Origin of the sequence: Sphingobium cupriresistens, from assembly GCF_004152865.1 — a bacterium.
In the GTDB taxonomy this organism is placed as follows: Bacteria; Pseudomonadota; Alphaproteobacteria; order Sphingomonadales; family Sphingomonadaceae; genus Sphingobium; species Sphingobium cupriresistens.
Genome location: NZ_SEOO01000010.1, coordinates 76,495 through 102,601 on the forward strand (window position 1 = coordinate 76,495; position 26,107 = coordinate 102,601).

Below are 26,107 nucleotides of genomic sequence, written 5' to 3' on the forward strand. Positions count from 1 at the left end.
TCCTTCAGGCGGCCTGGGTCTGGTCTTGGGCGCTATGCGGGGCGTCGAGCATGGTGGCGCGCAAATCTTCGCCATGCAGCGATACGGTCGGCTTGGTGGTCCGCAGTTTCGACCCGTCGATGGTGGCAAGGACCGACAGGGGGTTGATACCGCGCAAGATCGCGCCGCGGACGCCCGGATGGCGCACCCCCATTTCAGCCCGCCAGCGAACGGCGGTCACGCCGCGCGCCGACGGAACCGGCGACAGCACCGCATGGAGCAGATCATTAAACTGATCGTCGCGCAGCGTCAGTTGCGTCTCGCCGGTCGATGGATGCGTGCGGGTCAGAAGCGTCAGCGGAAATTCGGCGACGAAATGCGAAGGCCAGTGCAGCGGATTCCACTGGCAATTGCGCTCCATCACCAACATCCCGCCTTCTTCATGCAGTTCGGCCATCAGATAAGGGCTGAATCGCACGCCGCGAATGGCGATGACCAGCGCAGGGTCGTCATACAGGGCGTTCAGATATTCCTGATGGCTGCAACTGACGTTGACGGTGCCGACATAGGTATATTTGGGATCGGCGCTCAACGGCGCTTCGGCCTTGGGATTGAGGCATACGCGCACGAAACCCGCTTGTTCGCTGACGCCAAAGGCATTGGCCTTGTAGATCGGCGGAAATTTCTGCTGATCCTTCATATTGGGGATTTCTTTCAACCGCCCCGTTTCGCCGTCATAGCTCCAGCCATGATAGCCGCACTGGATCAGCCCATTGTCGCGGACACAGCCCAGCGAAAGCGGCGCGCGGCGATGGGGGCAACGGTCCTCCAGCGCGCGGGCGATCCCCTGATTGTCGCGCCACAGCACGACCGGCTGGTCGCCAATATCGACCGACAGCGGCTTTTTGGAAGTCACTTCCTCCGACCGTGCGACGGCCCACCAAAGATCAGTAGCGAGACTCATAGCGGTATTTCCTTCTCCTGCGATTAAATTGACGTATGACAATTTATATGTCAACGTCTTTTCACTATGGATCAGCAGATGCTCGATCGACCCCAGCGCGCCCGCGGCCGCCCCGCACTCAACGCTATTCAGGCTGTGGACGAAGACCGGCTGCTCGGCCTGGCCTTCGCTACCTTCGCCGAACGTGGTTATGAGGGCACGACGCTGCGCGACCTGTCGAAACGGCTGGGCGTCAGCCACAATCTGCTCAACGTCCGTTTCGGGCGAAAGGAGGATCTGTGGGTGCGCGCGGTCGACTGGCGCATGGCGCAGGCGTCCCCTTTCGTCGAAGCGGCCTTCGACGAGCCGGCCGATCCCGAAGTCAGGCTGCGCCATCTGATCCAGCGCTTTTGTCTGTGGGCGACCAGCAACGGAGACATTGTGTCGCTTACCAATGTCGAAGGGTGCCGGTCGACCTGGCGACTCGACCATATCGTTGAACGCTTCGTGCTGCCGTTCCAGCGCCGCCTGGACGACCTGCTGGACGCAGTGAAGCGGCAACGGCCTGTGCATGACCTGTCTACCGCGGCGCTCATGGCGCTGCTGGTGCAGGGGGTAGGCTATTATTTCTGTGCGGTGCCGATGCAGCAGCGGATCGGTGCGGGGCGGGAAGTGGATGCCATCCACGCCACCGCGCAAGCCGAACGACTGGCAGGATTTCTTCTCGCCGCGCTGCTTCCGCCCATTCGCTGACCCGCGTTGCGGTCAATCTTCGGGTGCGATGGTGACGGTCATGCCCGACAGCGCTTGAGACATCATCAGCTGACAGGACAGGCGGGATTGTTCGGTGCGGTGGGACGAACCGTCGAGCAGGTCACTTTCATCTTCCGTTACCGGCGGCAACGTCGCGGCGACGGCCGGATCGACATAGACATGGCAGGTAGCGCAGGAGCAGCATCCGCCGCACAGCGCCAGCAATTCGTCGAAGCCCGCATCGCGGATCGCTTCCATCACCGACACATCCGCAGGCGCGTCGATCGTCTTGCAGGTGCCGTCGCGGGTAATGACGTTGAGTTCGGGCATGATGGTCCTCGGCTGGAAATCGGAAGGGATAGGCGCTCCTAATGCGGCCCGCCCCTCGCCCTGCCTGCCGAAAGACAGGGCGCAAGCGACGCTATCTCACTTCGACCTGCACTGGAAAACGATCGAAATAGAAGGCGAAGGGGCGCCGCAATTCGTCCCCGGTGACGTGGAAATCCCGCTCCAGGTCGTAGACGATCTTGCCCTTCGTCTGCTCGCCATGTTCGGCCAGATAGACATGCAGGTCGGCCAGCGCCTCGTCGGTCAGGGGAATGTCGGCGATGCGGTAAATCTCTTTCAGGATCGGATCGGGATTTTTGATCCAGTCGTGGAAATAGACGTCGATCGTCTGATCGGGCGGTAATATGTCGCGATCGCGCACGCAGGCGCGCAGCAATTTTTCGTAACGGTCCGGCCAGTAGCCCAGCGGCTCCCGTATATCGATCGACTTTCGGAACATGCGGGCGGCATAGCTGTACATGGTCAGTTGCGAGCGGATCGAGCCGACAGGATCGCGATGGGTGATGACGAACGTCGCGTCCGGGAAAGTCTTATGGAGCGCGGGCAACTGCTCCATATGCTGCGGGCATTTGATGACCCAGCGGTTCGGCCCGTTCAGAAATGTCAGCACCTGAAGCGATTTTTTCAGATAGGCATAGGTGCCCGACTGGTCGTGGCTCAGATAATAATCGCGCCAGCGCGGCACCATCGCCAGCCATTCGATCAGGTAGGACGAAAAATCCGGTCCCTGAAGTTCGATATCCTCGCTGATATGGTCGGGCGAAAATTCGTGCATGATCGCCATGTAGGGCAATATGCTCTCCATCATCCGCCATCCCTGTTCGGCCTTGGTCCAGCGGGGATTGGCGTCGCCCGGCGTCGGCTGCTCGTCGGGCGCGGGCACCGGCGCGATCGCCTCCCACCAGGGCAGGGAGCGGAAGCGGCGATCGGCCGACAGCAGCCCCAGCAGATGCGTGGTCCCCGACCGGGGCAGGCCCGCCACGATGATCGGCCGTTCGATCTGTATGTCCAGTATTTCCGGATGACGCCTGACCATATCCTCGATCCGCAGCCGGGTCGCGGCGAAACGGATCATCATCTGGAACAGATTGGCGCGGGCGACCGCTGACGCATTGACGTCCTCCTCGATCGCCTGGCACCAGACGGCCAGCCTTTCGCGAAAATCGTCCGCGCCGAAATCGGACAGGCCGGTCTGGGCCTGTGCCGCGTCCAGGATGATCGCGGGCTGAAAGACGATCTGGTCCGCTGCCGCCTGCGCCCCGGCGATCACCTGTTTCTGGATGTCGGTCAGCACCGGATGATGCAGGTCGGTAATGTCTATGATATTGCGGCGCGCGGCCGCTTCCTGCGCGGGACTGCCCATCATGCTCTCCTGTCTTGATGCGCCATCTAATCGCGGCCACCCTGTCTTCGGCAAGGTGCGCGGCCATCGCCGCTGCGCCAATTGCTGCGTCATCGCGCCACAGGGCCGCCAAAGAGCCAAGCGGAGAGGATGGATGGACGCTGTTTCCCAAGTCTATGACCTGCCGGTCACGCCCGCCATGGACTGCACGGTCAAGGGGCGGATCGCGCTGCCCGGCGTGGTGATGGAATTGCATCATTATCGTTTTCGCGGGGTGCAGGGCGGGGTCTTCTCCTCGCCGCGCAGCTTCCTCGATCTGGCGCTGTCGCCAAGGCCGGGGCAGCCCTGCGGCGGCTATCATGGCCCGACCAGCGCACTGGGCGACATCATCTTCATTCCGGCGGGAAATCCGTTGCACACCGCATGGGGGGAGGGGGAGCAGATGTCGATCTGTTGCGGTTTCGACGGGACGGCGTTCGATGGCGATGCGCTGCATTTGTCGGACGACGCCTTGCAGGCGTCGCTCAATGTGCGCAGCCCCGTGGTCCGCGACGCGCTGCGGCGCATTGCCGGAGAGATTGCCGAACCGGGGTTTTGCAGCGAGATGTTGACCCAGGCGATCTGGATGCAGGCGTCGATCGACCTGCAACGCTATCTGCGTCAGTCGGCAGAGGATGGCGGGACGCAGGGCGGCCTGTCGCGAGGGCAGATCAGGCGGATCGCCGATCGCATCGAACAGCCGGGCAAGGCGCCTGCCGTTGCGGAGCTGGCGGCGGAATGTGGCCTTTCGACCCGGCATTTCTTTCGCCAGTTCCGCGCCGCCACCGGGCAGACGCTGACCCGATATGTGACAGATCGCAAGATCGAACGGGCGAGGCAGTTGCTGCGGCAGGACAGCGCCGCGATCAAGGTGGTCGCGTGGGAATGTGGGTTCGACAGCGCGGCGGCCTTTTCCGCAGCCTTCCGCAAGGCGACCGGCCTGACGCCCCGGCAGTTCCGCGAATCTATGCTGCACTGACGTTCGGGTAATTTGGCGCCAGGGTGTTGGGGACCAGGGCAGTTTGGCGATGGCATTGGCGCAACCGCGCAAGTCCGCCCCCTTGTCGTCGCTCGCCTTCGCCCGCACTGTCGCGCCAAAGCGTCGCCCCATGACGAGCGGCCAGCAGGAGAAGCGCAATGCCGGAAAATCTGTTCGACCTGACGGGAAAGGTGGCGCTGGTCACCGGCGCCAATTCGGGACTGGGTTTCGGCTATGCCCGTGGGCTGGCGCGCGCGGGCAGCGACATCATCCTGTGGGGGCGGCGCGCCGACAGGAATGAAGAAGCGGCACAGGCGCTGCGTCAATATGGGGTCAGGGTATTTGCCGACAGTGTGGACGTGGCCAGCGAGCCGGCGATCGTCGCCGGTTTCGCCCGCGCGCTCGACGCGATGGGCCGGGTTGACACGCTGGTCGCCAATGCCGGAATTGCCAGTCAGGTCGCCTTTACCGACATGGACGTTGCGACATACCGCAAGCTGATCGACGTCAATCTGGACGGCGCGGTGTTCACCCTGCGCGAAGGCGCGCGGCACATGAAGGCGCGGGCGGAGGCGGGCGATCCGGGCGGGTCGCTCATCATCTGCGGCAGCGGGTCGATCTTTCAGGGCGTGCCGACGATGGCCCATTATGGCATCGCCAAAGGCGCGCTCAATTCGCTGGCCAAGGCGCTGGCCGCCGAACTGGGACCGATTGGTGTGCGTTGCAACGTCATCGCGCCCGGCTTTATCGAAACCGACATGACCTTCGCCGACCCCGCCGTCGGCCAGATGCTCGCCGACATGGTTGCGGCAAAGGCTCCATTGGGCCGCGCAGGGAAACCCGCCGACCTGGAGGGGGCGGTCGTCTATCTCGCCAGCGACATGGCGTCCTATCATACCGGGGACACGCTGGTCGTGGATGGCGGCAAGCTGTTCGCCAACTGATCGTCCGGCAGGTGCCCGGCGGGTCGCGATGCGGCTGATCCGGCACGCCCCACAGGAGAAGCGCATGTTTGCCCGGCCCAACAGTCACCATTCCCAGATCGCCTATGTCACCAACGATATGGAGGCCGCGATGGCGCGGCTGGCGGCCGACTATGGGACGCCCGGCTTTTTCGAAATGTCGAACATCCAGCCGGGCGAAGACCCGGCCGGCAAGCCGGTGCTCAAGATCGCGCTGGCCGTGGTCGGCGGGGTGGAAATCGAACTGATCGAGCCGGTCGGCGATACCGCGCCCTTGTTCAGCGACGTGCTGCCCGACCGGGAGGGACTGGCCATCTGCTTCCACCATATCGCCAGCCGGATCGAGGGACCGATGGCGCATTGGGACGCGCATGTCGCCTCGCTGGACCTTGCGGCGCATCCGGTGGTGTTCGAAGGGGCGGTGGGTGACATGCTGCGCTTCATCTATACTGACGAGCGCGCGACGTTGGGCCATTATGTCGAGCATGTGTGGATGTCGCCCGACCTGCTGGCGCAGATGGGGGCTATCGTGCCTGCCTATCCGGCGGTGGAGAACGCGGCATGACGATCGCGCTGTCCCGCCTCAACTTTCGCGACATCGGCGGATTGCCGACGATCCATGGCGGACAGGTGCGACCCGGCATCCTGTTCCGGTCCGAAGGTCCGGCCAGTTTCGTCGCCGAACATCATGCCGAGCTGGCCGAACTGGGCGTTCGCGCGGTGGCGGACCTGCGGTCGGAAATGGAGCGGGACAAGGCGCCGCACGACTGGTGTGGGGCCGATTGCCGCATCCTAGACCTCGACATGAACACCGATCTGCGCGCGCAGGGGGAGGAAATGTGGATGACGCTGGGGCGTGATCCGACGCAGGCGCGGGCCATTGCGGTCATGACCCATAATTACGGCCTGATGCCGCAGGCGTTCCTGCCCCATGTCGCGCCGATGGTCGATGCGTTGCTGGCGGGCGATACGCCGATGCTGGTCCATTGCACCGCGGGCAAGGACCGCACCGGGGTGGTGATCGCGCTGATTCTGGACCTGCTGGGCGTGCCGCGCGACGTCATTGGCGCCGACTATGCCCGGTCCGACGTGTTCGGCCAGAATCTTGTCATGTCGGGCCATTTGAAGCGGGATCTGCAAAAGACTTTCGGCTTCGTCCCCCCCGACGCAATGGTCGCTGTGCTGATCGGTGTTCATGCCGACTTCCTGAACCGTGCGCTGGACGTGGTGGGGACGCAATGGGGCGGGATCGACGACTATTTCCAGGCGGCGGGGGTGGATGCGGCGCGACGCGACGCGCTGCGGCAGCTTCTTGTTATGGGCGGAGAATGACATGACGGACATGGCGATTTACGAATGGGAGCAGTTGCTCGATCAGTTGCGCCCGCTGGGCCAGCAGATGCGCGACCGGATTCCGCCGCGGCTGCATGACGATGCGCAGGTGATGCAGGAAGCGATGCGACTGTTGCTGGCGGGCGTGCTGCGCACCGCCAATGACGCGATCATGCACGATCGCAGCCATCCGATGTTCGTGCCCGAACTCAATATCTGCCAGAATATCTTTCAGCCCAATGCCGACACCATCTACAAGGCGGCGCTGATCGAGAAGGGCGGCACCTATCGCATCCGGGGCGACCGGGGCACAACGCGGATGATGATTTTGGCCCAGCTTGGCCCCGACACGCTGCGCACCGGGCAGCATCATCCCGCGCAGGACGCCAATGATTTCGACGATCTGGCGATCGGTGCGGATGGCGGGTTCGATGTGATCCTCTCGCCCGCCCGGCCCGATGGCTACAGCGGCGACTGGTGGGAACTGAAACCGGACACCGAAAAGTTGATGGTGCGGATCGTCGGGTGCGACTGGGGCGTGGAGCGGGAGCCGCGTTTCGGCATCGTCCGGCTGGACGCGGAACGCGCCGCCAAGGGGCGGCCGACGCTGGCGCAACTGGCTGATCGCTTTGCCGAGATACCGACAACGGCGGCGGTTTGTGCGCTGGCCTTCCCCGACAAGGTGCAGAAACTGCGTGACGAAGGGTTGATCAACACGCTCAAGGTCGTGGATTTTTCGCAGATGACGGGGCTGGCCCGCCAGTCCTATTATGAGGGCGCCTATGATCTGGCCGAGGATGAGGCGCTGATTACCGAAGTGCGGATTCCGGCCGATGTCGCTTACTGGTCGCTGATCCTGACCAACGAACTTTATGAGACGACCGACTGGTATCACAACCAGTCGAGCCTGAACGATGCGCAGGCGGTGGTCGATGGTGACGGCATCTTCCGCGCGGTCATTTCCGCGCGCGATCCGGGCGTTCACAACTGGCTGGATACCGCAGGCTATGCCAGCGGCGCGGTGCAGGGACGCTGGTTCAACAGCGACGCGCGCCCGACGCCGACGATGCGCAAGGTGAAGCTGGCCGAGGTGCGTGAGCATCTGCCCGCCGACACCATGTTGGTGACGCCACAGGCGCGCGACGCCGCGATCCGCGAACGGACATTGCGCGCGCAGATGCGCGTCATCTGGTGAGGGAGGAGGCGATCATGAGCGACGCACTGGCCATGCTGCTGGATTATGAGGCGATCCGTCAGGTGAAGGCGCGCTATTGCCGCCTGCTCGATACGAAGGATTGGGATGGCTTCATAGCCCTGTTCACGCCGGACGCGGTGATGGACGTGCAGGAGGATACCGGCCATCCCCCAATCAGCGGCCATGCCGCGATCCTGGAACAGGTGCGTTCCGCCGTCATCGACGCGCAGAGCGCGCATCAGGTCCACTCGTCCGAAATCGCCCTGCACGGCGACAGTGCCGAAGTTGTCACCGCGATGCAGGACCGGGTAGTATGGGCGCCGGGCACATGCCCGATCCCCGGCGGCGAGTCGATCACTGGCTTTGGCCATTATACCGAACGCTATGTGCGCGTCGACGGCGTGTGGAAGATCGCCTTCCTCAAGCTGACCCGCCTCTATGTCGAAGTGCATCCCGCGCCTGTCCTTTGACAGGTTGCGCCGCCTGTGCTGCGCGGCAATCCTGCCCGCCATGGATTTGAGAGGACAGGATATGACGGTAGCAATGGAACCCGGCGCGCAGGCGTTGTTCGACAAGTTCGGCACCTATATCCTGCCCGGACGGGTCAGCGATCCGCGCCGGGGGATAGAGGAAGCGCAGGAGGCCGAGCGGATCGGCCTGGGCTGCGTGTGGATTTCCGAACGCTATGCGCTGAAGGAACCCGCCGTGCTGGCAGGCGCAGTGTCGCAGGCGACGTCGAAGATCCGCATCACCGGCACCATGTATGCCACGATGCGTCACCCGCTGGTCACCGCCAGCGTCGCGGACCTGATGCAGGCGATGAGCGGGGACCGATTCCGCCTGATGTTCGCGCGCGCCGTCCCGGCCTATATGAAGATGCTGGGATCGCCGCCGATCACGATGGAGCGGCTGGCCGACCTTATTTCCATCTGCCGTCGCCTGTGGGCGGGGGAGAAGGTGGATTATGACGGCATATTGGGAAAATTCCCCGCGATCAGCCTGACCGATCGCCATGGCGGCACGCCGCCGCCGATCATCTTTACCGCCATCGGTCCCAAGAGCCTGGAATTTGCCGGCGAACATTGCGACGGGGTGCTGTTGCACCCCTTCGTATCGGCGCAGGGGGTGAAGAACAGCGTCAAGATCGTGCGCGACGCTGCGGAAAAGGCGGGGCGCGATCCGATGGCGGTGCGCATCTACCACAATATCATCGTCGCGCCCGACCTGCCCAAGGATGAGGAGGAGGCGGTCGTCGGTGGCCGCGCCATCACCTATTTCGAACTGCCCGGTTTCGGCGACCTGATCGTGGACATCAACGGTTGGGACAAGGGCGTGCTGGAGCAGATCCGCGCCCATCCCAAGATCGCCAGCCTGAACGGCAAGCCCGCCGATCAGGCCTATACGCGGCAGGAACTGGTCGATGTCAGCAAGCTGATCCCGCAGCAATGGCTGGACGAGGGCGCGGCGGTCGGCACGGCGGCGCAGTGCGCCGATCAGTTGATGGCCTATCTGGACGCTGGCGCGGACGAGATATTGCTGCATGGATCATCGCCCAAGGACATGGGTCTGCTGACCAGCGAACTGAAGCGCGCGCTGGCGGCGAAGGGGCTGTAAGTCATGGAGTTTCTGACGCCGGAGCGCATCACCACCCAGTTGCAGGGCTGGCTGGCCAATGAAAAACCCGACTGGCGCGACATTGTCGTCCGCCCGCTGAACGTCACGCTGGGGGCAGGATTTTCCGCCGATATCTTCTTTGTCGATGTCGATTATGTCGACCCCGCCGGGACACAGAACCAGACGCTGGTGGTGCGTCGGCAGCCGATGGACCTGGAGGTGGTGTTCGGCAGCAGCCTGGCGTTGCAGGGCAAGATGATGGCCGCGCTCTATGCGCGGGGCGACCTGCCCGTGCCGCCGTGGATCGGCATGTATCTGGAGTCCGACATTCTTGGCCTGCCCTTCCTGGTGATGGGCAAGGTCGAGGGAGAGTGCGCCAGGCAGAAGCCCAATTATAATCTGGACGGCTGGCTGGTGGAGATGACGCCGGACCAGCGCCGCGCCAGCTTTACCAACGCCATTTCCGCCTTTGCCAGCATGGCGACGATCGACTGGCGCGACGGGTTCGATTTTCTGGCGCAGCCCGAAAATGGCCAGCCGGGGCTGGACCAATATGTCGGCGCGCTGGAGGCGTGGCACAGGGCGGCGGGCCGGGGCCGGTCCATGCCGATCGTGGATGCGGCGATGGCCTATGTGCGGGCGAACATGCCCGACGATGCGGGAGTCAATGTGCTGTGGGGCGATCCCACGCCGTCGAATGTGATGTTCGCGCCGGACGGCAGCGTCAATGCGCTGATCGACTGGGAACTGGCCGCGCTTGGCCCGGCGGAGCTGGATCTGGCCTGGTGGCTTTATTTCGACGACCTGTTCGGGCGGCGTTTCGGCGTCACCCGGCTGGAGGGGTTGCCGAGCCGGGACGAGACGGTCGCGATCTGGGAAGCGGCGTCCGGGCAGAAGGCCCGGCATCTGGATTATTATGATATTGTGGCTGCGTTGCGCATGGCGCTGGTTGCGGTGGGCGCGTTCGACCGGCAGGTCGGGATCGGCAACATTCCGGCGACCAACAAGTCGCTGAACGACAATTTCATGACGCAATATCTGGCGGAAAAACTGGGCCTGCCGGTGCCGCAATTCGGCCCGGATTTTGTGGCGTTCATGAAGAATCTGACGCCGGTGGAGGAGGATGCGGCCTGATCGGGCGGGCGCCATTAGTAGACAGCAAGATGGACAGTCATGGCGACAAAGGCGTGGTTTAATTAGCAGGCTAACGATTAAATGAACAAGTCTTGTTTATGTGTCGATGCCAGGCAAAAGGGCGGCGGGGGAAGCATCCCCCGCCGCCCTTTGCGCAACCGTCGAGCGGGATCAGAATTTCTTGAGGTCGGCGTTCGACAGGCTGGTCGTCACGCCCTTTTCCCCGGTGCTGAGCGTCGCGGCGGGGATGGTGATGAACTTGCCGCGATAGATGACGCGGACAGCGGCAAGCGCGCCATCGTCGGCGGTCACAACCTTGTCGACCTTGCCGATCTTGGTCCCTTCGGCGGAAAAAATCGCTGCGTTGCGATCGACAGCGGGCGCCTGCGCCAGCGCGGGCGTAGCCATGGCGAGGGCGGCGAGCGTGATTATCATCTTCATGTCCAATATCCTCTTGTCGATTCTATCGACCTGTTGGCGCAGGCCGGAGACAGTTTCAAGAGAAAACCAATACACATAGGAAAGATTCTGTTCTATCTGTACTGATACAGGATAAGGCCCGATGATGGCCAAAGCAGGGGCGAGGATGAAAATGACGGGTTTTGGCGCACGCGACCGCTGGTTTCTGCTGTTGCTGGGCGCGATCTATATGTTCAATTTCATCGATCGCACCATCATTGCGGTGGTGGGGGAAGCGATCCGTCACGACCTGCAACTGAGCGACCTGCAACTGGGCTTGCTGGGCGGGCTGGCTTTCTCCTTCTTCTATGCGATTCTGGGCATCCCGCTGGCGCGGCTGGCCGAACGCTACAGCCGGGTGCGGATCATCGCGGCGGTGACGCTGCTATGGTCGTTCATGACGGCGCTGACGGGCATGGCGGGCAGCTATATCCAGTTGCTATTGTGCCGGATGGGGGTGGGCGTGGGGGAAGCGGGTTTCACCCCGGCGCTGGTGTCGATGATTTCCGACCGATTCGACGCCGGGCGGCGCGCAGTCGTCTTTTCGCTGATCGCGCTGGGCGTGCCGCTGGGCGGGGCGATCGCGGCGATCGGCGGCGGCGCGATCGCGCAGCATTTCGGCTGGCGCATGGCATTGGTGGCGGTCGGTGCGCCGGGCCTGTTGCTGGCGGCGCTGCTGTTCCTGACCATCCCGGAACCTGCCCGTACCGACGCGGGCGACCGGGCGGACACACCGCCCTTCGGCGCGGTGCTGCGGCGTCTGGGCCGGTCGCCCGCGTTCCTGCATCTGACCTTTGGCAGTGGTTTCGTCGGCATGGTCGGTTTTGGCACCAACCTGTTCCTGATCCCGCTGCTGGTGCGGCGATACGACCTGCCATTGGCGCAGGCGGGGATGATATTCGCCCTGTCGTTCAGCCTGGCGACGATGGTGGGACAGGTGAGCGGCGGCTATCTGATCGGCCATCTGATCCGCCGCGACATGCGCTGGGGCGGGTGGGCGCCCGCGATCGCGGTGGGAATCGCGTTGCCGCTCTACCTGCTGGCGATACAGCAGTCCGACTGGCGCTGGCTGATCGGTTTCCTGTTCGTCGCGACCGCGCTGCTTTATGCGTTCATCCCCGCGATCATGACAATAACGCAGTCGCTGGTGGAACCACGGATGCGCGCGTCGGCCGCCGCGCTGCACAGTTTCGGGCAGACGGTCGCCGGACTGGGGCTGGGGTCTGTGATTTTGGGTTATCTGAGCGACCGGCTGGCCGTCTTTCTCTATGCCGGCGACTATGCCGCCGATTGCCGGACGGGGCAGCCCGCGCCCGCCTGTCTGAGCGCGGCGGCGGATGGGTTGCAGTTGAGTATGCAGTTGGCCGCGTTCGTGCTGTTGCTGGCGGTGGGCCATTATCTGCTGGCGGCGCGGCGGTTGCCACGGGCGGCAAATGCGTCGTGATTGGCGGCAAAGCTGTCGATGTTCGGCCACCGCGTTCGGTGCGGGATGACGCCGGGGCCATGGCTGTGTCAGGCTGTCGCCATCACGACCACAGTATCGCTAACAAGCGACGGAAAGGATGTTGAGGATGAAGAATGCAGGCGTAATCGGATTGGGACAGATTGGGGCGGGCGTCGCCATCTGCCTGGCGCGCAGCGGCCAGTTGGCGGCGGTCTATGACGTGCGGGCCGATGCGTCCGACACGCTGGACGGCGTGCCCGCGGTGGTGGCCAGCCCGGCGGAACTGGCGCGGCAGGCCGATGTCGTCATCATCGCGGTGGTCAATGCCAAGCAGACGGTGGATGTCCTGTCCGGTCCCGACGGCGTGCTGGCGCAGGCGCGGCCGGGGATGAGCATCGTGCTGGTCGCGACCGTTTCGATCGAGGATCTGAACGCGCTTCGCGCGCTGACCGACGCGGCGGGCGTCGACCTGGTCGATTGCGGCGTAACCGGCGGTCCCAAGTCGCGCGAAAACGGCCTGGTCTGCCTGGTCGGCGGTACGGACGAGAGCGTCGCGCGGGTGCGCCCCGTGCTGGACGGCTTTGCCAAGCTGGTCGCGCATATGGGCGGGCCGGGTGCGGGCATGGCGGCCAAGATCGCGCGCAACGTCATCGTGTTCGGCGGGCTGCGCGCGGGTTATGAAGCTGCGATCCTGTGCCGCAATGCGGGCGTGGACGTGCGCCAGTTGAGCGAGGTGATCGACGCCAGTTCCGACAGCGTGGGCGGGCCGTTGATGCTGGCGGTGCGCGACGATCCGGCGTCGAGTGAACAGGAAGCGGCGATCCGCGAATATACCCGCGCGCTGATGATAAAGGATCTGGACGCGGCGATCGACCTGGCGCGCAGCTATGGCATCACCTTGCCGCTGATCGAATTGACGCGCCGCACCGACCAGGCGGTCGTGGGCATGGCCGATGTGATGGGAGAGAAGGCATGAAGGTCGACGAAGCACAGTGGCAGAAGGGTCTGGAGGTTTTCGACAAGGTCTATGGACCGGGCACGTCGGCAATGACGCTGCCGTTTCGCGATTCCGCCTTCAACCAGGAAATCGTGGGCAACCAGTTCGCGAATTTATGGGCCAGCGACATATTGTCGATGCGCGAAAAGCGGTTGCTGGTACTGGGCGCCACGGCGATGCTGGGGCGGGCCGATCTGGTCGAAATCCAGATGAACGGCGCGCTTATCAATGGCGAATTTACCGATGAGGAACTGGACTTCATGCCGCTGTTCATCCTCTTCTACGCCGGGGCGGGTAATACGACCACGGTGTTCCGCGGGATAGAGGCGGCCAAGGCGCGGCGCGCGGAGCGTGAAGCGGCGGGCGAATAAGCCAGCGGCCATGACAGAAAAAGGGGCGGCCCGGTCGGACACGACCGGGCCGTTTTTCATGCGCCGGGCGCTGGCGACCGGCGGATGGCGCGCGACGCCATCAGCAGCATCAGGCCACCGGCGAAGGTGAACAGCATGGCGGTGCCGATGCCCCAGGCGACGCCTTCATTGCCGCCGACATAATCGCTGACCGCGCCGATCAGATAGGTGCCAGCGCCCACGCCGATCAGGTTGGCGCCCAGTTGCACCACAGACACGGCCAGCCCGCGCAGGCGCGGCCCGGCAATCGTGACGATGACGGCATAGATGGGACCATTATAGGAGGCGCTGAGGAAGCCGCAGGCCATCATCAGGACCAGCATGGGTTGCAAGTCCTGGACCAGCATGGTGGCGATGCCGGTGACGGCGGTCAGCAGCGGGATGAACGCGCCGAACAGGGCGGTGCGCGCCGGATCGAACCCGCCGCGCCGCCGGTTGATTGCGTCGATCACCCAACCCGCGAGGAACCCGCCCAGCGACCCCAGCCCGCCATAGGCGATGGCGATCAGTGTGCCTGCCCGCGCGATCGGCATGTCATGGACCCGGATGAGGAAGGTGGTGAGCCATGTGCTCATGCCGTAAATGCCCGCCGCGATCAGGACGATCGCGCCGATGCAGTAGAGCAGACCCGGCCGCGCGGCGAGCAGGCCGATGCGCTGCATCAGGCCGGCGGGATCGTCGCGTTGCGCCGGGGCGGGCGCATCGAGCGCGCCGCGCCTGGGTTCGCGCACGGTCAGCAGCAGGATGGGCGCCAGCAGCAGTCCCGGCACGCCCGCCGCGACGAAGGCCCAGCGCCAGCCGACGTTCTGGACGATCGCCCCGCCCACGACGAAGGCGATGGCCAGGCCGATGCCCGAACTCAGATACCAGATGCCGATGGCGGTGGCGCGCCGGTCTTCCCCGAAATAGTCGCTGAGCAGCGACATGCCGGTGGGCGACCCGCCCGCTTCTGCGGTGCCGACGGCGGCGCGGCCGATGACCAGCGTCCAGAAGCCGGTCGCCAGCCCGCACAGCGCGGTCGCCCCGCTCCACAACGTCAGCGCCGCGGCCATCAGGTTGCGCCGGTTCCACCTGTCCACGGCCATGCCGAAGGGCAAAGCGGCAAGCGCGAAGAAGATGCCATAGGCAAAGCCCGCCAGGATACCCAATTGCCCGTCGGTCAGCGCAAATTCACGCCCGACCGGCGCCAGCACCAGCCCGATGATGGCGCGGTCGATGCCATGGCAGGTTTGCGCCAGGGTCAATATGCCCAGCACATACCAGGGATAGCGGCCCATGGCGGTCGGCTTTTCCATCCGCGCCTTCATGCCGCGCACCGTCGTTGGATAGGGGGGATGTGCATGGCGGGCCTCTCCGTCTTTTTTGAATGGTGCAGCCTAACTGGCTGGCGGGTGCACGCCACCGGGGGCTGTGCCGTCGATGGGCCAGATCATGTCGCATATGGGCCATGGTCCTACCTACCCGAAGATAGAGGCCGAGCAGCGATGATCGGCTAGTGAAGGGGAAAGACAGAATAGAAACGGACGGAGGAAACCATGTTTCGACCGGAGAGCGACTGGACCGACCAGCAAAGGTTCGGCGTCAACAACTTCTATATCGAGGCGATGGCGACGATGGGTGACGCACGGGTGGACGTGCGCCACTTCAACTGGGTCTTGCCGTGCACCGGCGTGTTCAGCCCGGAAAAACATTATCTCGACTATTCGCTCGACAGCCAGCCGCGCCGCAGCATCGTCAGCATGGGCGGGCCGAACCGGCGCGCGGCGGCGGGCGACATCCTCTATATGCCGCCGCACCGCCAATATGTCGGCGAACCCGCCTTGCAGGAACGACATCTGGTCTGCGTCGCGCTGGGCGACATGTTTCTGGAGGAATTGTTCGAGGGCCGGCGCCCGCTTCAGGGGCTGGACCCGTGCGCGGATGTGCAGAATATCGCGATGCGCCGGATGTTCGAGGGGCTGGCGGCGGAACTGCGTTCGCCCGGCTTTGCCAGCCAGACGCTGATCGAATCCATGATGATGGGTCTGGCGGTCGAACTGGTGCGGCATATGGGACCGCAGGATCTGGGCGGCGGCGCGTCGCGGTGCGGGCGGCAGGTGCGCCATATCGTCGATTATGTGATGGACAATCTGTCCGGTCCGCTGGGCGTGGCCGACATCGCGCGCGGATGCAATATGAGCGTGCGCCATGTCGCGCGCGTGTTCAAGGACGGCACCGGCGTCAGCCTGGGCGAATTCGTCGCGCGCAGCCGCATCGCGCTGGCCAAGGAATTGCTGCGCGGCGACAGCAGCCGGATCAAGGAAGTCAGCTGGCGCTGCGGTTTCAGCAGCACGTCCGCCTTTTCCGCCGCATTTCGCGCGGCGACCGGCCAGACGCCCAAAGATTATCGCTGCCAGCCCACGCAGGTGCACTGACAGGCAAAATATCGGACGGCGGCCAAAATCTGTCGCCGCACAGTCAATCAGGATGCGGTCCCTGTCAGGCCAAACCGCACCCCGTTAAACCGCTGCTCGCAACACCAGACTGCACAAGCATCGCTCGACAAAAAATAATCAGGGAGGATTTATGAAGAAATCTGTCACTTTGGGAACTGTCGCCACCGGCGCGCTGATCGCCGCACTGGCGCAGCCCGCGCTGGCGCAGGCGCCGCAGACCGGCGCCGTCAGCGGCATCCAGGACATCGTCGTCACCGCGCGCCGGACCGAGGAAAGCCTTCAGACCACGCCGATCGCGGTCACGGCGCTCAACCCCGAAGCGCTGACCACCGCAAAAGTCGAGACGGTCGTCGATCTTCAGCGCACCGCGCCGGGCCTGGTTATCGGCCGCGGTTCTGCAGGCGGCGACGGCATCGTGTTCGTCGCCATTCGCGGTCAGGGCAACCTCCAGCCGATTTTGGCCAATGATCCGGCAGTCGCCACCTATATCGACGGCATCTATATTCCCCGTCCGTCGACTGGCATGACCGATCTTCAGGATATTCAGCGACTGGAAGTGCTGCGCGGGCCGCAGGGCACATTGTTCGGCCGCAACACGACCGGCGGCGCGATCAACATCATCACCAGCGATCCCGACGATCAGCTGAGCGGCATGTTCAAGGCCGAATATGGCAATTACAACAATCTGGGCGTGTCGGCGAGCGTCAACGTGCCCTTGGCGCAGGATCTGGCGATCCGCGTGAGCGGCGCGATCAACGACCGCGAAGGCTATGGCACCAACCCGCTCAACAACCGCGATTTTTCGGACAACAAATCGAAATTCCTGCGCGGCAAGCTGAAATATGACGGCAATGGCTGGGATGTGACGCTGTCGGCCGACTGGAATCGCCAGACCAACCAGGGTCAGCAGACGGCGCTGTGGACTTTCAACCCCGCGATCGTTCCGGCGCCGTTCCAGCCCGGCCTGACCGCCGGGCTGCTCAAGAAGGCGAACTGGTGGGACAATACCGCGACCGGCACGTCGATCGCGGCGGGGATCGGCGCGCTGACCCCCGAAGCGCAGGCGCTTTACGGAGTGCAGCCGTTCAACACGCTGGAAGTCTATGGCTTTTCCGGGACGATCAATGTCGAACTGGGTGGGCTGAACCTCAAATCCATCACCGGCTATCGCCATTCGATGAATTATGGCCTGAGCGATACCGACGGCACGGCCGTGCCGCTGCTGGGCACCTTCGCCGGTTCGGGTTCCTATTATGTGTCGCAGGAATTGCAGATTTCCGGCAATATCACCGACAGCCTTAGCTTCATCACCGGCGCCTATGCGGGCAAGGAAAGCGGCTATGAGTTCAGCCGGTCGCAGATTTTCGGCGGTCTGATCCGCGATTCCAACGCGGACGTCACCAACAAGACGTTCGGCCTGTTCGCCCAGGCCTATTATGAGCTGACACCGACGCTGCGTGCGGTCGGCGGTTTCCGTTATACCTGGGACACGCGCGACAGCGTGCTGCACAATGCGCAGGTTCTGGGTCGCCCCTATGATGTCCCGGTCGCGGGCACGCCCACCGGCATCAATTGCACCGTGACGCCGTCTGAGCCAGTGACCGCCACGACCTGTAACCAGGTGCAGAACGCCAAGTTCAACTATCCCGCCTGGAATCTGGGCATCGACTGGCAGGCGGCGGACAATATTTTCCTCTATGCCGCCACCCGTGGTGCGGCCAAGGCGGGCGGATGGAATTTGCGCGCCGGCGGCCTGCCCGCCTTCGCCCCGGAAAAGGTCAAGGACGTGGAAGCCGGTTTGAAAATCGACCTGTTCGACCGGCGGGTGCGGTTCAATACCGCCATCTTCCATACGTGGAAGGACGACAATCAGGCGATCGTCAACAGTTTCGTCCCTGGCATCGGCGTGACCCAATATATCCAGAATAACGGCAAGGTCCGAATCTGGGGCATCGAAAACGAACTGACCGTCGTGCCATGGGAAGGCATGACGCTGAGCGTCAATGGCAGCTTGCAGGACGGCAAATATGTCAAGGGGACATTCAGCGAGACTCAGGTCATTGCGGGCAGCGGCTGCACCAATCCCGAAGGCGTGGTCAATGGCTGCGTCGTCGATCTGAGCGGCCTGCCGTTGCTCCAGACGCCCAAGAAGCAGCTGAACATCAGCGCGACGCAGAAAATCCCGCTGGGCGGCGGCACGCTGGCCGTGACGGGTGCCTATGCCTATATCGGCGCACAGCATTTCGACGCGGTGAAGGCGGCGGATCAGGCGTCGGCGGCGACCAAGGCGGCCTATGATGTCGAAAACCGGTTGGGTCGGGTGCCAGGCTACGGCATCTTCAATGGCCGTATCGCCTTCCAGCTGGAAAATCCCAATGTCGAAATCGCGGTTTATGGCCGCAATATCGGCGACAAGAAATATCTGCTGCGCCGCTTCCCCGATCTCTATCGGACGCTGGGCATCGCGGCCGCCTATGTCGGGCAGCCGGGCACCTATGGCGTGGAAACGACGTTCAGATTCTGATCGGCCACGGCTGATCGGATAAAAGGGGGCTATGGGAGAAGGCTTTGACGCAATCGCCTTCTCCCGGACGCTCGCACACGGAGATTGTCGGTATATGAAGCGGTTGGAAAACAGGGTCGCGATCGTAACGGGCGGGGGCGGCGGCATCGGCGCGGCGGTGGCCATGCGGATGGTCGCGGAAGGCGCGCGCGTGGTGATCGCCGACCTGTTCGAGGATGCCGCTACCCGCGCCGCGCAGCCGCTGGGCGACAAGGCGCTGGCGGTGCAGTTCGACGCCGCCGACCCGGCGTCGGTCAAGGCGATGGTGGACCGTTGCGTCGATCATTTCGGGCGGCTGGACATATTGCACAATAATGCGGCGATGACCGACCCGGCCAAAAGCCCGCAGGACACCACCGCCGTCGACATTCCCATCGGCATCTGGCGCGAAATATTGGACGTCAACCTGACCGGCTATCTGCTGGGGTGCAAATATGCGATTCCCCATATGGTTGCGGGCGGTGGCGGATCGATCATCAACACCGCGTCCAATTCGGGCACGGCGGGCGACCTGGCGCGCATCGCCTATGGATCGTCCAAGGCCGCGATCATCGGCCTGACCAAATATGTCGCCACCCAGCATGGACGGCAGAATATCCGGTGCAACAGCATTGCGCCGGGCGTGGTGTTGACCCCGGCGCTGGAAAAGACGGTGCCGGGCCTGAAGGACATCATCAAGCGGCACATATTGACGCCCGAATTCGGCACGCCGGAAGATATAGCCGCGCTGGTCGCTTTCCTGGCGTCGGACGAAGCGCGCTACATCACGGGAGAGAATATCTCGATTTCCGGCGGCGGGCTGGTGCATCAGCCCCATTATGCCGACCTGCTGGCTTTCATGCAGGCGGCGGACTGACCATGGCCGCCGCCTGCCGATCCCTAATGCGCGGTCCGGTGGAAATAGCGGATGGTCAGCCGCCCGCCATCGACCTTGTAGGTTTCCAGGCTCGGCAGGGTGACGATGCCGTCCGGCGTCTGGAGCCGGTTGAGCACATAGGCCGCGCCTTCCGACCCGTTGACGATCACCTCGACCGGATCGGTCGTGCACTGGCCGCCATATTGCGTCCACATATCGGTCATGGCGGCCGGTCCGTCCACCGCGGGGGTGCCGACATATTCTATGGTGAAGCCGTCCGGTCCGAGCGCTGCGAACAGCCGGTCCAGTTCGTCCCGCTTGCCCTCGTTCCACAATCGGTAATTGTCGCGGATCGCCTGTTCCAGATCCAGCGTCGCTGCCTCGTTCATGTCCATCGCCTCCTGTCGTCGCGGTCCATCCGCGTCGCGGCCAGATTGGGGCAGGCGGCATGTGCCGCACCTGTCTTTGGCAAGGACATTTTTCATCCCGTTCCCGTTCGGAGATTTATATGACCGCACTCGCACAAAAGCCCCTGCCGGACCATGTGCCCGCGCATCTGGCGATGGCCCTGCCGCTGTTCGCGCGCAAGGTGACCTACGACAATCCGCAGGACGTGCTGATCCCGCAAATGCACGCGGAATTGCCGCCGATCACCTATGTCACCAATATCTTTCCCGGCGACCAGCCCGGATGGCTGCTGAAAAATGCCGACGACGTGCAGGCGATGCTGCGCGACGCGGATAATTTCACCAAGAACGGCATGGGCAAATGGGCGCAGAATATCGGTGAAAACTGGCTGGTGATCCCGACCGAGGCCGATCCGCCGGTCCATACCGGCTATCGCAAGGCGCTCAATAGCCATTTCGCTCCGCAAAAGATGTTCGCCATGAAGGAACAGGTGCGTGAACGCGCCCGCGCCTTGATCGAGGAATTCAAGGACAAGGGCGAATGCGATTTCATCGCCGATTTTTCCGAGAAATTCCCGATCTTCATCGTGCTGGACCTGCTGGGCCTGCCGCAGGAGCGGATGGCAGAATTCCTGAAATGGGAAAAGGAACTGCTCCACAGCAATGACTGGGAAGTGCGCGGCAATGCCGTGCGCAGCGTCAAAAATTACCTGATGGAGGAAATCGAGGCGCGCCGGGTCGCGCCGCGCGACGATTATATCAGCAAGATCTTGACGTTCGAGGTGGACGGCCGCCTGTGGAACGACGACGAGGTGCTGGGCCATTGCTTCAACCTCTATATCGGCGGGCTGGACACGGTCACGTCGCTGCTGGGCAATATCTTCAACTATCTGGCCGCAAACCCCGACAAGCAGGATGAATTGCGCGCCAACCCGTCGCTGATCGTGCTGGCTGTGGAGGAGTTTCTGCGCGCCTTCGCGCCGGTCACGGCGTTCCGCATCGCCACCAAGGTGATCGAAATTCACGGGCAGACGATCATGCCAGGCGATTATGTCGCCTTCTGTTCGCCGGTCATCGGCCGCGACCCGGCCTATTATGAAGATCCGCAGGCGATCCGGTTCGACCGCAAGGCGCCGCATATGTCATTGGGCAGCGGCATTCACAAATGCCTGGGGATGCATCTGGCGCGACTGGAATTGCAGATCGCGGTAGAGGAATTTGTCGGCATGTTGCCGCAATTCCGGGTCAAGGACGGGTTCAAGGTGCCCTATTTCGTCGGCAACATCCTGCACGTCCCCGACCTGCACCTGCAATGGGGGTGAGTCCCGTCATCGTCGAGGTTGACGAAGAGGCCGTGGCGTCGCACGAGAAGGCGTGACGCCGAAGGATAGCCGCGCATGATAGAAATCACCCCCTTGACGGGGATTGGAGAGGTTCGTCCGGGCGATGATCTGGCGGCTTTGCTGTTGGCCGCGATGCAGCGGTGCGGCATGGAGCGCCATCATGACGATGTGCTGGTCGTCACGCAGAAGATCGTTTCGAAGGCGCAGGGGCGTTTCGTCGTTCTGGATGACGTCGTGCCGGGGCAAGAGGCGCAGCGGCTGGCGGCGATCACCCGCAAGGATGCGCGACTGGTCCAGCTGGTGCTGGACGAATCCACGGCTATCTTGCGGGCCGTGCCACATGTTCTGATCGCCCGCCACCGGTTGGGCCATGTCATGGCGAACGCAGGCATCGACCGGTCCAATATCGGCGCAGGGAACGGCGATCGCGCGCTGCTCCTGCCGGTCGACCCGGATGGAACGGCGGCCCTGTTGCACCGGCAACTGGACATGCCGGTGGTCATATCGGACAGTTTTGGCCGACCATGGCGCATGGGTGTGGTCGCGGTCGCCATCGGCGCGGCGGGACTGCCCGCGCTCGACGACCGCCGGGGTGAAATGGATCGCGACGGTCGCACGCTGGAAGTCACCCAGATCGCGCTGGGCGATATTATCGCGACCGCCGCTTGCCTGGCGACGGGCGAGGGGGCGGAGGGTATTCCCGCTGCGGTGATCCGGGGCTATCCGCTGCGGGGCATGGCCCGACCTGCCGCCGATCTGGTCCGCCCGGTGCACGAGGATCTGTTTGCATGACACAGATCGTGGTTCTGACGGGCGGGGTAGGCGGAGCCAAGCTGGCCTTGGGCCTGTCCCATATCCTGCCCGACGGCGCCTTGACCGCGATCGTCAATACAGGCGATGATTTTCGTCATCTGGGCCTCCATGTGTCGCCCGACGTTGATACTTTGCTCTACACGCTGGCGGGCAAGGCCAATGCGGCGCAGGGTTGGGGGCGGGAAGGGGAAAGCTGGGCTTTCATGGCGGCCGTTCGGGAATTGGACGGGCCGGACTGGTTCGCGCTGGGCGACGGCGACATGGCGTTGCATGTGTTGCGCACGCATAGGATGGCGCAGGGCGAATCCCTGTCCCAGGTTACGGCCAGCTTCGCCGTCCGATGGAATATTGCGAGCCGCATCATGCCGATGAGCGACGATCCCGTTGCGACGATGCTGGCCACCGATGACGGCCTGATGGAATTTCAGCGCTACTTTGTCGAACAGCGGTGCGCGCCGGTCGTCCGCGCCATCCTGTTCGAGGGCGCTGAAAAGGCGAAGCCCGCTCCCGGCGTCGTGGACGCGATCCTGTCCGCCGACGCGGTGCTCATCGCGCCCTCCAATCCTTTTTTGAGCGTTGACCCCTTGCTGGCGGTGCCGGGCGTGCGTTCGGCGTTGGCGCGGACGTCTGCGCCGGTCGTCGCCGTCTCCCCGCTGATCAATGGTAAAGCGGTGAAGGGGCCGACGGCGAAACTGATGGGCGAACTGCACATGCCTGTCGATAATGACAGCATTGCGCAGCATTATGCCGGATTGATCGACGCCATGCTGATCGACAGCGGCGATCCGTGCGATGGGACGGACATCGCCATTGCGCGGTGCGCCACATTGATGACGACGCTTGCCGATAAAATGCGGGTGGCGCAGGCGGCGTTGGACCTGGCGACCCGGCTGCGCGCCTGATGCAATGGAATGTGATCATCCCCTGGAAGCAAGGGCCCGACACCAAGTCGCGGTTGGGCGGTGTGCTAGATGCGCGACAGAGGATGATGTTGGCGGCGGATATGTCCCGGCGCGTGGTTGATTGCGTGGCGGAAGTCGAAGCGGTGGGGATGGTGCGCCTTCTGGCGCCGGCCGCTCCCCTTGACTGGCCATGCGCCTGGGTGCGGGATGAAGGAAGGGGATTGAACCGCGAACTGACTGCGGCGCGCCTTCGGTTCGGGACATCCCGTTTCGTCGTGGTTCATGCCGACCTGCCCAAATTGGTCGCTGGCGACATCGCGCGTCTTCTGGCGGCCGCGGAAGATGCCGGCGCGGCTTTCGCGCCGGATCGCCATGGCCAGGGGACCAATGCTGTAGCTTTGGCCGATGTCGATCCGTTTGCGTTCGCCTTTGGTCCGAACAGTCTTGCCCGTCATCGGAGCCAGCGATTGCAGGCGGCGATAGTTGAGACTGAGGGCCTTGGTTTCGACATTGATGTGCCCGAAGACCTCAGGGGCATATCTGCGGGGCGAATTTTGTCATAGTGGGGACGAATCCGAATGTCGGCTCCCCTCTCAATCAACATGAACTTCAGTGCCTCCCCCGCAGGATTCGGGCGGTGGAGGGCGGACGGGGCCACTGAACGACCGTTGAATTTAAGAGGGTGTGGCCGGGTCGATTGCGTTTCATCGCCAAGATAGATTATGGCGGCAGACCATGAACCAAAGAGGGAAATAATGGCTGCGTCAATTTCCGAGGATGAACAACGTGAGCATTTCGCTTATTGCGTTCAACTATTTGGTGGCGTCACCGCTTTTTCGCGGCGCCTTGGGATAGACGAGAGGGCCATTCGCCGCTTCATAAATGGCGAGCGACCTATTGGCGCCGGTCTTCTGGACGACACGGCAAAGGCCTTGCGCCTGCTCGTCGCTGAAGCAACCACGGCCGAAGAACAGATCGCGGCCATGTTGAATATTCGGGCCTTATAATCGAATTATTGACGATTGAGCCGTGGAAAAAGCCAGCGTGCGGTAACCGGATATGACATAATGCCCGGACCTTCGACTATGTCGGTGCGCTGGCGGCGTGTCCTGACCCGCCTGTTCAGCCAGACCGGCTTGGAGCGCGCGCTGATCGCCGAATCGCATATGTCGATCCATAGCTGGCCCAAACATGGCTATGCCGCCATCGACATTTTTCTAAGCGGCGCGCCCCATGATTCGGCGGCGGCGCTTGCGACTTTGGCGGATCATCTGGCGCCAGAGCGCATAACCTGGACCATGGTGCGTAGGGGGTGACCCCGCGGATGGCGCGATCCTGATGAAGGCGTCCAGGGAATATGCCGAAACCATCGACATATTCCCTGACAGGCGCGTTCAGGCCAGTTTGCCGAGCAGGCTGTCCACCGCGACCTTGGCGTCGCCGTAGAACATCCTTGTATTGTCCTTGTAGAAAAGCGGGTTTTCGATGCCGGAATAGCCGGTGCCCTGACCACGCTTCGACACGAAAACCTGCTTGGCCTTCCACACTTCCAGCACCGGCATACCCGCGATCGGCGAGTTGGGATCATCCTGCGCCGCCGGATTGACGATGTCGTTCGATCCGATGACGATCACGACGTCGGTCGAAGGGAAGTCGTCGTTGATCTCGTCCATTTCCAGCACGATGTCATAGGGCACCTTGGCTTCGGCCAGCAGCACGTTCATGTGGCCCGGCAAGCGGCCCGCAACGGGATGGATGGCGAAACGGACATTCTTGCCCGCGGCCCGCAGCTTGCGGGTGAGTTCGCTCACGCTCTGCTGCGCCTGCGCCACCGCCATGCCATAGCCCGGCACGATGATGATGCTGTCCGCATCGTTGAGCGCGGAGGCCACGCCATCGGCGTCGATCGCGATCTGCTCGCCCTCGATTTCCGCGGCCGGGCCGGTCGTGCCGCCGAAGCCCCCCAGGATCACCGATACGAAGGACCGGTTCATCGCCTTGCACATGATATAGCTCAGGATCGCGCCCGAAGACCCGACCAGCGCGCCGGTGACGATCAGCAGGTCGTTGCCCAGGGTGAAGCCGATTGCGGCCGCAGCCCAGCCGGAATAGCTGTTGAGCATCGAGACGACGACCGGCATGTCCGCCCCGCCGATGCCCATGACGAGGTGGAAGCCGATGAACAGCGCCAGCGCCGCCATGGCGAGCAGCACGGTCAGTTCGCGGCCTTCCACGCCGATATCGCCGACATACATCACCATCAGAACCAACGACGCCAGCAGGGCGGAAGCGTTGAGGACATGGCCGCCGGGCAGCTTCTTCGCCTTGCCGTCCAGCTTGCCCGCGAGCTTGCCGAACGCGACGATCGATCCGGTGAAGGTGACCGCACCGATGAAGATGCCGAGAAACGCCTCGACCTTGAGGATGTTGATCTCCACCGGCGTCTTGTGCGCGAGCAGGCCGGCAAAGCCGGTGAGCGCTTCACGCGCGGCCGGATCGAGCGCATTCACCGTTTCCAGTTCGAAATGCGCGTTGAAACCGATGAAGACCGCCGCAAGCCCCACGAAGCTGTGCAGCGCGGCGACAAGCTGGGGCATTTCGGTCATCTGGACTCGCATCGCCACGATCCAGCCGATGACGGCTGCGACGGCGAAGGTGCCGGCCACGATCGGCAGATTGGCCGCGCCAGGGCCAAAGAGCGTCGCCAACACGGCCAGGGCCATGCCGGCAATGCCGTACCATACGGCGCGCTTGGCGCTTTCCTGATTGGACAGGCCGCCGAGCGACAGAATGAAAAGGACCGCGGCCGAGAGATAGGCTGCGGACACCACACCGGTATCGAACATGAAATCCACCCC

At 63.4% G+C, this 26,107-nt stretch carries 28 protein-coding genes; 21 read left to right on the plus strand and 7 right to left on the minus strand.

Annotation, left to right across the window (positions count from 1 at the left end; translation table 11 throughout):
• Positions 1-4: 4 nt before the first annotated feature.
• Positions 5-943, minus strand: coding sequence for a Rieske 2Fe-2S domain-containing protein (locus tag EWH12_RS08120; protein WP_129926255.1), 939 nt, complete (start codon positions 941-943; stop codon positions 5-7).
• A 78-nt stretch (positions 944-1,021) separates the two neighbouring features.
• Between EWH12_RS08120 and EWH12_RS08125 the strand changes: the two genes are divergently transcribed.
• The gene (locus tag EWH12_RS08125) at positions 1,022-1,675 is read left to right on the plus strand and encodes a TetR/AcrR family transcriptional regulator (protein ID WP_242495990.1); all 654 of its coding nucleotides are present in this window, start codon (positions 1,022-1,024) and stop codon (positions 1,673-1,675) included.
• Between the two features lie 12 nt (positions 1,676-1,687).
• Here EWH12_RS08125 and EWH12_RS08130 read toward each other — a convergent pair whose 3' ends face one another.
• Both EWH12_RS08130 and EWH12_RS08135 read right to left on the minus strand, forming a co-directional pair.
• The gene (locus EWH12_RS08130; RefSeq protein ID WP_066607827.1) at positions 1,688-2,005 is read right to left on the minus strand and encodes a 2Fe-2S iron-sulfur cluster-binding protein; all 318 of its coding nucleotides are present in this window, start codon (positions 2,003-2,005) and stop codon (positions 1,688-1,690) included.
• A 91-nt stretch (positions 2,006-2,096) separates the two neighbouring features.
• Complete coding sequence (locus EWH12_RS08135; RefSeq protein ID WP_242495991.1) at positions 2,097-3,389, minus strand: sulfotransferase family protein; 1,293 nt, start codon at positions 3,387-3,389, stop codon at positions 2,097-2,099.
• Between the two features lie 130 nt (positions 3,390-3,519).
• On the opposite strand from EWH12_RS08135, the gene EWH12_RS08140 reads away from it, so the two are divergent.
• The 8 genes from EWH12_RS08140 (at position 3,520) to EWH12_RS08175 (ending at position 10,620) form a co-directional block, all read left to right on the plus strand.
• Positions 3,520-4,383 (plus strand): helix-turn-helix transcriptional regulator, encoded by an 864-nt coding sequence (locus EWH12_RS08140; RefSeq protein ID WP_129926256.1) that lies wholly within the window; start codon positions 3,520-3,522, stop codon positions 4,381-4,383.
• Positions 4,384-4,541: 158 nt separating this feature from the next.
• Entirely contained in the window at positions 4,542-5,327 is a 786-nt protein-coding gene (locus tag EWH12_RS08145; protein ID WP_066607833.1) for an SDR family NAD(P)-dependent oxidoreductase, read from the plus strand.
• Between the two features lie 64 nt (positions 5,328-5,391).
• On the plus strand, positions 5,392-5,910 hold the full coding sequence (locus EWH12_RS08150; RefSeq protein ID WP_129926257.1) for a VOC family protein: 519 nt from the start codon (positions 5,392-5,394) through the stop codon (positions 5,908-5,910).
• Positions 5,907-6,677, plus strand: coding sequence for a tyrosine-protein phosphatase (locus EWH12_RS08155; RefSeq protein WP_066607836.1), 771 nt, complete (start codon positions 5,907-5,909; stop codon positions 6,675-6,677). The genes EWH12_RS08150 and EWH12_RS08155 overlap by 4 nt, the downstream gene beginning before the upstream one ends.
• Position 6,678: 1 nt before the next feature.
• Positions 6,679-7,872 carry a DUF1214 domain-containing protein gene (locus EWH12_RS08160; protein WP_129926258.1) on the plus strand — a complete coding sequence of 398 codons (1,194 nt, stop codon included), beginning with the start codon at positions 6,679-6,681 and terminating at the stop codon, positions 7,870-7,872.
• A 14-nt stretch (positions 7,873-7,886) separates the two neighbouring features.
• On the plus strand, positions 7,887-8,342 hold the full coding sequence (locus EWH12_RS08165; RefSeq protein WP_066608700.1) for a nuclear transport factor 2 family protein: 456 nt from the start codon (positions 7,887-7,889) through the stop codon (positions 8,340-8,342).
• Positions 8,343-8,403: 61 nt separating this feature from the next.
• Complete coding sequence (locus EWH12_RS08170; protein WP_129926259.1) at positions 8,404-9,486, plus strand: TIGR03857 family LLM class F420-dependent oxidoreductase; 1,083 nt, start codon at positions 8,404-8,406, stop codon at positions 9,484-9,486.
• 3 nt (positions 9,487-9,489) lie between these two features.
• The gene (locus tag EWH12_RS08175; RefSeq protein ID WP_129926260.1) at positions 9,490-10,620 is read left to right on the plus strand and encodes a phosphotransferase family protein; all 1,131 of its coding nucleotides are present in this window, start codon (positions 9,490-9,492) and stop codon (positions 10,618-10,620) included.
• Positions 10,621-10,791: 171 nt separating this feature from the next.
• On the opposite strand, the gene EWH12_RS08180 is transcribed toward EWH12_RS08175, so the two are convergent.
• On the minus strand, positions 10,792-11,061 hold the full coding sequence (locus tag EWH12_RS08180; RefSeq protein WP_066607853.1) for a hypothetical protein: 270 nt from the start codon (positions 11,059-11,061) through the stop codon (positions 10,792-10,794).
• A 151-nt stretch (positions 11,062-11,212) separates the two neighbouring features.
• Between EWH12_RS08180 and EWH12_RS08185 the strand changes: the two genes are divergently transcribed.
• From EWH12_RS08185 to EWH12_RS08195, 3 genes are all read left to right on the plus strand, one after another.
• Entirely contained in the window at positions 11,213-12,523 is a 1,311-nt protein-coding gene (locus EWH12_RS08185) for an MFS transporter (protein WP_165363585.1), read from the plus strand.
• A gap of 127 nt (positions 12,524-12,650) precedes the next feature.
• A complete protein-coding gene (locus EWH12_RS08190) occupies positions 12,651-13,499 on the plus strand; it encodes an NAD(P)-dependent oxidoreductase (protein ID WP_129926262.1) in 849 nt (282 codons plus the stop codon).
• Positions 13,496-13,891 (plus strand): carboxymuconolactone decarboxylase family protein, encoded by a 396-nt coding sequence (locus EWH12_RS08195; RefSeq protein WP_066607858.1) that lies wholly within the window; start codon positions 13,496-13,498, stop codon positions 13,889-13,891. The genes EWH12_RS08190 and EWH12_RS08195 overlap by 4 nt, the downstream gene beginning before the upstream one ends.
• Positions 13,892-13,947: 56 nt before the next feature.
• Here EWH12_RS08195 and EWH12_RS08200 read toward each other — a convergent pair whose 3' ends face one another.
• Positions 13,948-15,237, minus strand: coding sequence for an MFS transporter (locus tag EWH12_RS08200; protein ID WP_129926263.1), 1,290 nt, complete (start codon positions 15,235-15,237; stop codon positions 13,948-13,950).
• 228 nt (positions 15,238-15,465) lie between these two features.
• On the opposite strand from EWH12_RS08200, the gene EWH12_RS08205 reads away from it, so the two are divergent.
• The 3 genes from EWH12_RS08205 to EWH12_RS08215 all read left to right on the plus strand — a co-directional run bounded on the left by EWH12_RS08205 (position 15,466) and on the right by EWH12_RS08215 (position 19,784).
• On the plus strand, positions 15,466-16,344 hold the full coding sequence (locus EWH12_RS08205) for a helix-turn-helix domain-containing protein (protein WP_066607864.1): 879 nt from the start codon (positions 15,466-15,468) through the stop codon (positions 16,342-16,344).
• Between the two features lie 151 nt (positions 16,345-16,495).
• Complete coding sequence (locus EWH12_RS08210; RefSeq protein WP_066607868.1) at positions 16,496-18,889, plus strand: TonB-dependent receptor; 2,394 nt, start codon at positions 16,496-16,498, stop codon at positions 18,887-18,889.
• 94 nt (positions 18,890-18,983) lie between these two features.
• Complete coding sequence (locus EWH12_RS08215; protein WP_066607871.1) at positions 18,984-19,784, plus strand: SDR family NAD(P)-dependent oxidoreductase; 801 nt, start codon at positions 18,984-18,986, stop codon at positions 19,782-19,784.
• A gap of 23 nt (positions 19,785-19,807) precedes the next feature.
• Here EWH12_RS08215 and EWH12_RS08220 read toward each other — a convergent pair whose 3' ends face one another.
• Positions 19,808-20,173, minus strand: coding sequence for a nuclear transport factor 2 family protein (locus tag EWH12_RS08220; protein ID WP_129926264.1), 366 nt, complete (start codon positions 20,171-20,173; stop codon positions 19,808-19,810).
• A gap of 119 nt (positions 20,174-20,292) precedes the next feature.
• Here EWH12_RS08220 and EWH12_RS08225 point away from each other — a divergent pair, with 119 nt between their 5' ends.
• The 6 genes from EWH12_RS08225 to EWH12_RS08250 all read left to right on the plus strand — a co-directional run bounded on the left by EWH12_RS08225 (position 20,293) and on the right by EWH12_RS08250 (position 24,565).
• Positions 20,293-21,513 (plus strand): cytochrome P450, encoded by a 1,221-nt coding sequence (locus EWH12_RS08225; protein WP_066607874.1) that lies wholly within the window; start codon positions 20,293-20,295, stop codon positions 21,511-21,513.
• A 75-nt stretch (positions 21,514-21,588) separates the two neighbouring features.
• Positions 21,589-22,326: a coenzyme F420-0:L-glutamate ligase gene (cofE, locus tag EWH12_RS08230; RefSeq protein ID WP_129926265.1), complete on the plus strand. Its 738-nt coding sequence runs from the start codon at positions 21,589-21,591 to the stop codon at positions 22,324-22,326.
• Positions 22,323-23,249: a 2-phospho-L-lactate transferase gene (cofD, locus tag EWH12_RS08235; protein ID WP_129926266.1), complete on the plus strand. Its 927-nt coding sequence runs from the start codon at positions 22,323-22,325 to the stop codon at positions 23,247-23,249. Before cofE ends, cofD begins: the two co-directional genes overlap by 4 nt.
• Positions 23,249-23,812, plus strand: a complete 564-nt coding sequence (gene cofC / locus EWH12_RS08240; RefSeq protein ID WP_129926267.1) for a 2-phospho-L-lactate guanylyltransferase — start codon at positions 23,249-23,251, stop codon at positions 23,810-23,812. Before cofD ends, cofC begins: the two co-directional genes overlap by 1 nt.
• Before the next feature lie 192 nt (positions 23,813-24,004).
• Complete coding sequence (locus EWH12_RS08245) at positions 24,005-24,256, plus strand: hypothetical protein (protein WP_129926268.1); 252 nt, start codon at positions 24,005-24,007, stop codon at positions 24,254-24,256.
• A gap of 60 nt (positions 24,257-24,316) precedes the next feature.
• Positions 24,317-24,565 carry an S-adenosylmethionine decarboxylase family protein gene (locus tag EWH12_RS08250; RefSeq protein ID WP_129926269.1) on the plus strand — a complete coding sequence of 83 codons (249 nt, stop codon included), beginning with the start codon at positions 24,317-24,319 and terminating at the stop codon, positions 24,563-24,565.
• A 78-nt stretch (positions 24,566-24,643) separates the two neighbouring features.
• On the opposite strand, the gene EWH12_RS08255 is transcribed toward EWH12_RS08250, so the two are convergent.
• Positions 24,644-26,095, minus strand: a complete 1,452-nt coding sequence (locus EWH12_RS08255; RefSeq protein WP_066607887.1) for an NAD(P)(+) transhydrogenase (Re/Si-specific) subunit beta — start codon at positions 26,093-26,095, stop codon at positions 24,644-24,646.
• Between the last annotated feature and the right edge of the window lie 12 nt (positions 26,096-26,107).

What these genes read in the sequence shown, in the direction of transcription:
- EWH12_RS08120 (WP_129926255.1), bottom strand. Translation starts at nt 943, where the DNA reads ATGAGTCTCGCTACTGATCTTTGGTGGGCCGTCGCACGGTCGGAGGAA.
- EWH12_RS08125 (WP_242495990.1), top strand. Translation starts at nt 1,022, where the DNA reads ATGCTCGATCGACCCCAGCGCGCCCGCGGCCGCCCCGCACTCAACGCT.
- EWH12_RS08130 (WP_066607827.1), bottom strand. Translation starts at nt 2,005, where the DNA reads ATGCCCGAACTCAACGTCATTACCCGCGACGGCACCTGCAAGACGATC.
- EWH12_RS08135 (WP_242495991.1), bottom strand. Translation starts at nt 3,389, where the DNA reads ATGATGGGCAGTCCCGCGCAGGAAGCGGCCGCGCGCCGCAATATCATA.
- EWH12_RS08140 (WP_129926256.1), top strand. Translation starts at nt 3,520, where the DNA reads ATGGACGCTGTTTCCCAAGTCTATGACCTGCCGGTCACGCCCGCCATG.
- EWH12_RS08145 (WP_066607833.1), top strand. Translation starts at nt 4,542, where the DNA reads ATGCCGGAAAATCTGTTCGACCTGACGGGAAAGGTGGCGCTGGTCACC.
- EWH12_RS08150 (WP_129926257.1), top strand. Translation starts at nt 5,392, where the DNA reads ATGTTTGCCCGGCCCAACAGTCACCATTCCCAGATCGCCTATGTCACC.
- EWH12_RS08155 (WP_066607836.1), top strand. Translation starts at nt 5,907, where the DNA reads ATGACGATCGCGCTGTCCCGCCTCAACTTTCGCGACATCGGCGGATTG.
- EWH12_RS08160 (WP_129926258.1), top strand. Translation starts at nt 6,679, where the DNA reads ATGACGGACATGGCGATTTACGAATGGGAGCAGTTGCTCGATCAGTTG.
- EWH12_RS08165 (WP_066608700.1), top strand. Translation starts at nt 7,887, where the DNA reads ATGAGCGACGCACTGGCCATGCTGCTGGATTATGAGGCGATCCGTCAG.
- EWH12_RS08170 (WP_129926259.1), top strand. Translation starts at nt 8,404, where the DNA reads ATGACGGTAGCAATGGAACCCGGCGCGCAGGCGTTGTTCGACAAGTTC.
- EWH12_RS08175 (WP_129926260.1), top strand. Translation starts at nt 9,490, where the DNA reads ATGGAGTTTCTGACGCCGGAGCGCATCACCACCCAGTTGCAGGGCTGG.
- EWH12_RS08180 (WP_066607853.1), bottom strand. Translation starts at nt 11,061, where the DNA reads ATGAAGATGATAATCACGCTCGCCGCCCTCGCCATGGCTACGCCCGCG.
- EWH12_RS08185 (WP_165363585.1), top strand. Translation starts at nt 11,213, where the DNA reads ATGACGGGTTTTGGCGCACGCGACCGCTGGTTTCTGCTGTTGCTGGGC.
- EWH12_RS08190 (WP_129926262.1), top strand. Translation starts at nt 12,651, where the DNA reads ATGAAGAATGCAGGCGTAATCGGATTGGGACAGATTGGGGCGGGCGTC.
- EWH12_RS08195 (WP_066607858.1), top strand. Translation starts at nt 13,496, where the DNA reads ATGAAGGTCGACGAAGCACAGTGGCAGAAGGGTCTGGAGGTTTTCGAC.
- EWH12_RS08200 (WP_129926263.1), bottom strand. Translation starts at nt 15,237, where the DNA reads ATGAAGGCGCGGATGGAAAAGCCGACCGCCATGGGCCGCTATCCCTGG.
- EWH12_RS08205 (WP_066607864.1), top strand. Translation starts at nt 15,466, where the DNA reads ATGTTTCGACCGGAGAGCGACTGGACCGACCAGCAAAGGTTCGGCGTC.
- EWH12_RS08210 (WP_066607868.1), top strand. Translation starts at nt 16,496, where the DNA reads ATGAAGAAATCTGTCACTTTGGGAACTGTCGCCACCGGCGCGCTGATC.
- EWH12_RS08215 (WP_066607871.1), top strand. Translation starts at nt 18,984, where the DNA reads ATGAAGCGGTTGGAAAACAGGGTCGCGATCGTAACGGGCGGGGGCGGC.
- EWH12_RS08220 (WP_129926264.1), bottom strand. Translation starts at nt 20,173, where the DNA reads ATGAACGAGGCAGCGACGCTGGATCTGGAACAGGCGATCCGCGACAAT.
- EWH12_RS08225 (WP_066607874.1), top strand. Translation starts at nt 20,293, where the DNA reads ATGACCGCACTCGCACAAAAGCCCCTGCCGGACCATGTGCCCGCGCAT.
- cofE (WP_129926265.1), top strand. Translation starts at nt 21,589, where the DNA reads ATGATAGAAATCACCCCCTTGACGGGGATTGGAGAGGTTCGTCCGGGC.
- cofD (WP_129926266.1), top strand. Translation starts at nt 22,323, where the DNA reads ATGACACAGATCGTGGTTCTGACGGGCGGGGTAGGCGGAGCCAAGCTG.
- cofC (WP_129926267.1), top strand. Translation starts at nt 23,249, where the DNA reads ATGCAATGGAATGTGATCATCCCCTGGAAGCAAGGGCCCGACACCAAG.
- EWH12_RS08245 (WP_129926268.1), top strand. Translation starts at nt 24,005, where the DNA reads ATGGCTGCGTCAATTTCCGAGGATGAACAACGTGAGCATTTCGCTTAT.
- EWH12_RS08250 (WP_129926269.1), top strand. Translation starts at nt 24,317, where the DNA reads ATGCCCGGACCTTCGACTATGTCGGTGCGCTGGCGGCGTGTCCTGACC.
- EWH12_RS08255 (WP_066607887.1), bottom strand. Translation starts at nt 26,095, where the DNA reads ATGTTCGATACCGGTGTGGTGTCCGCAGCCTATCTCTCGGCCGCGGTC.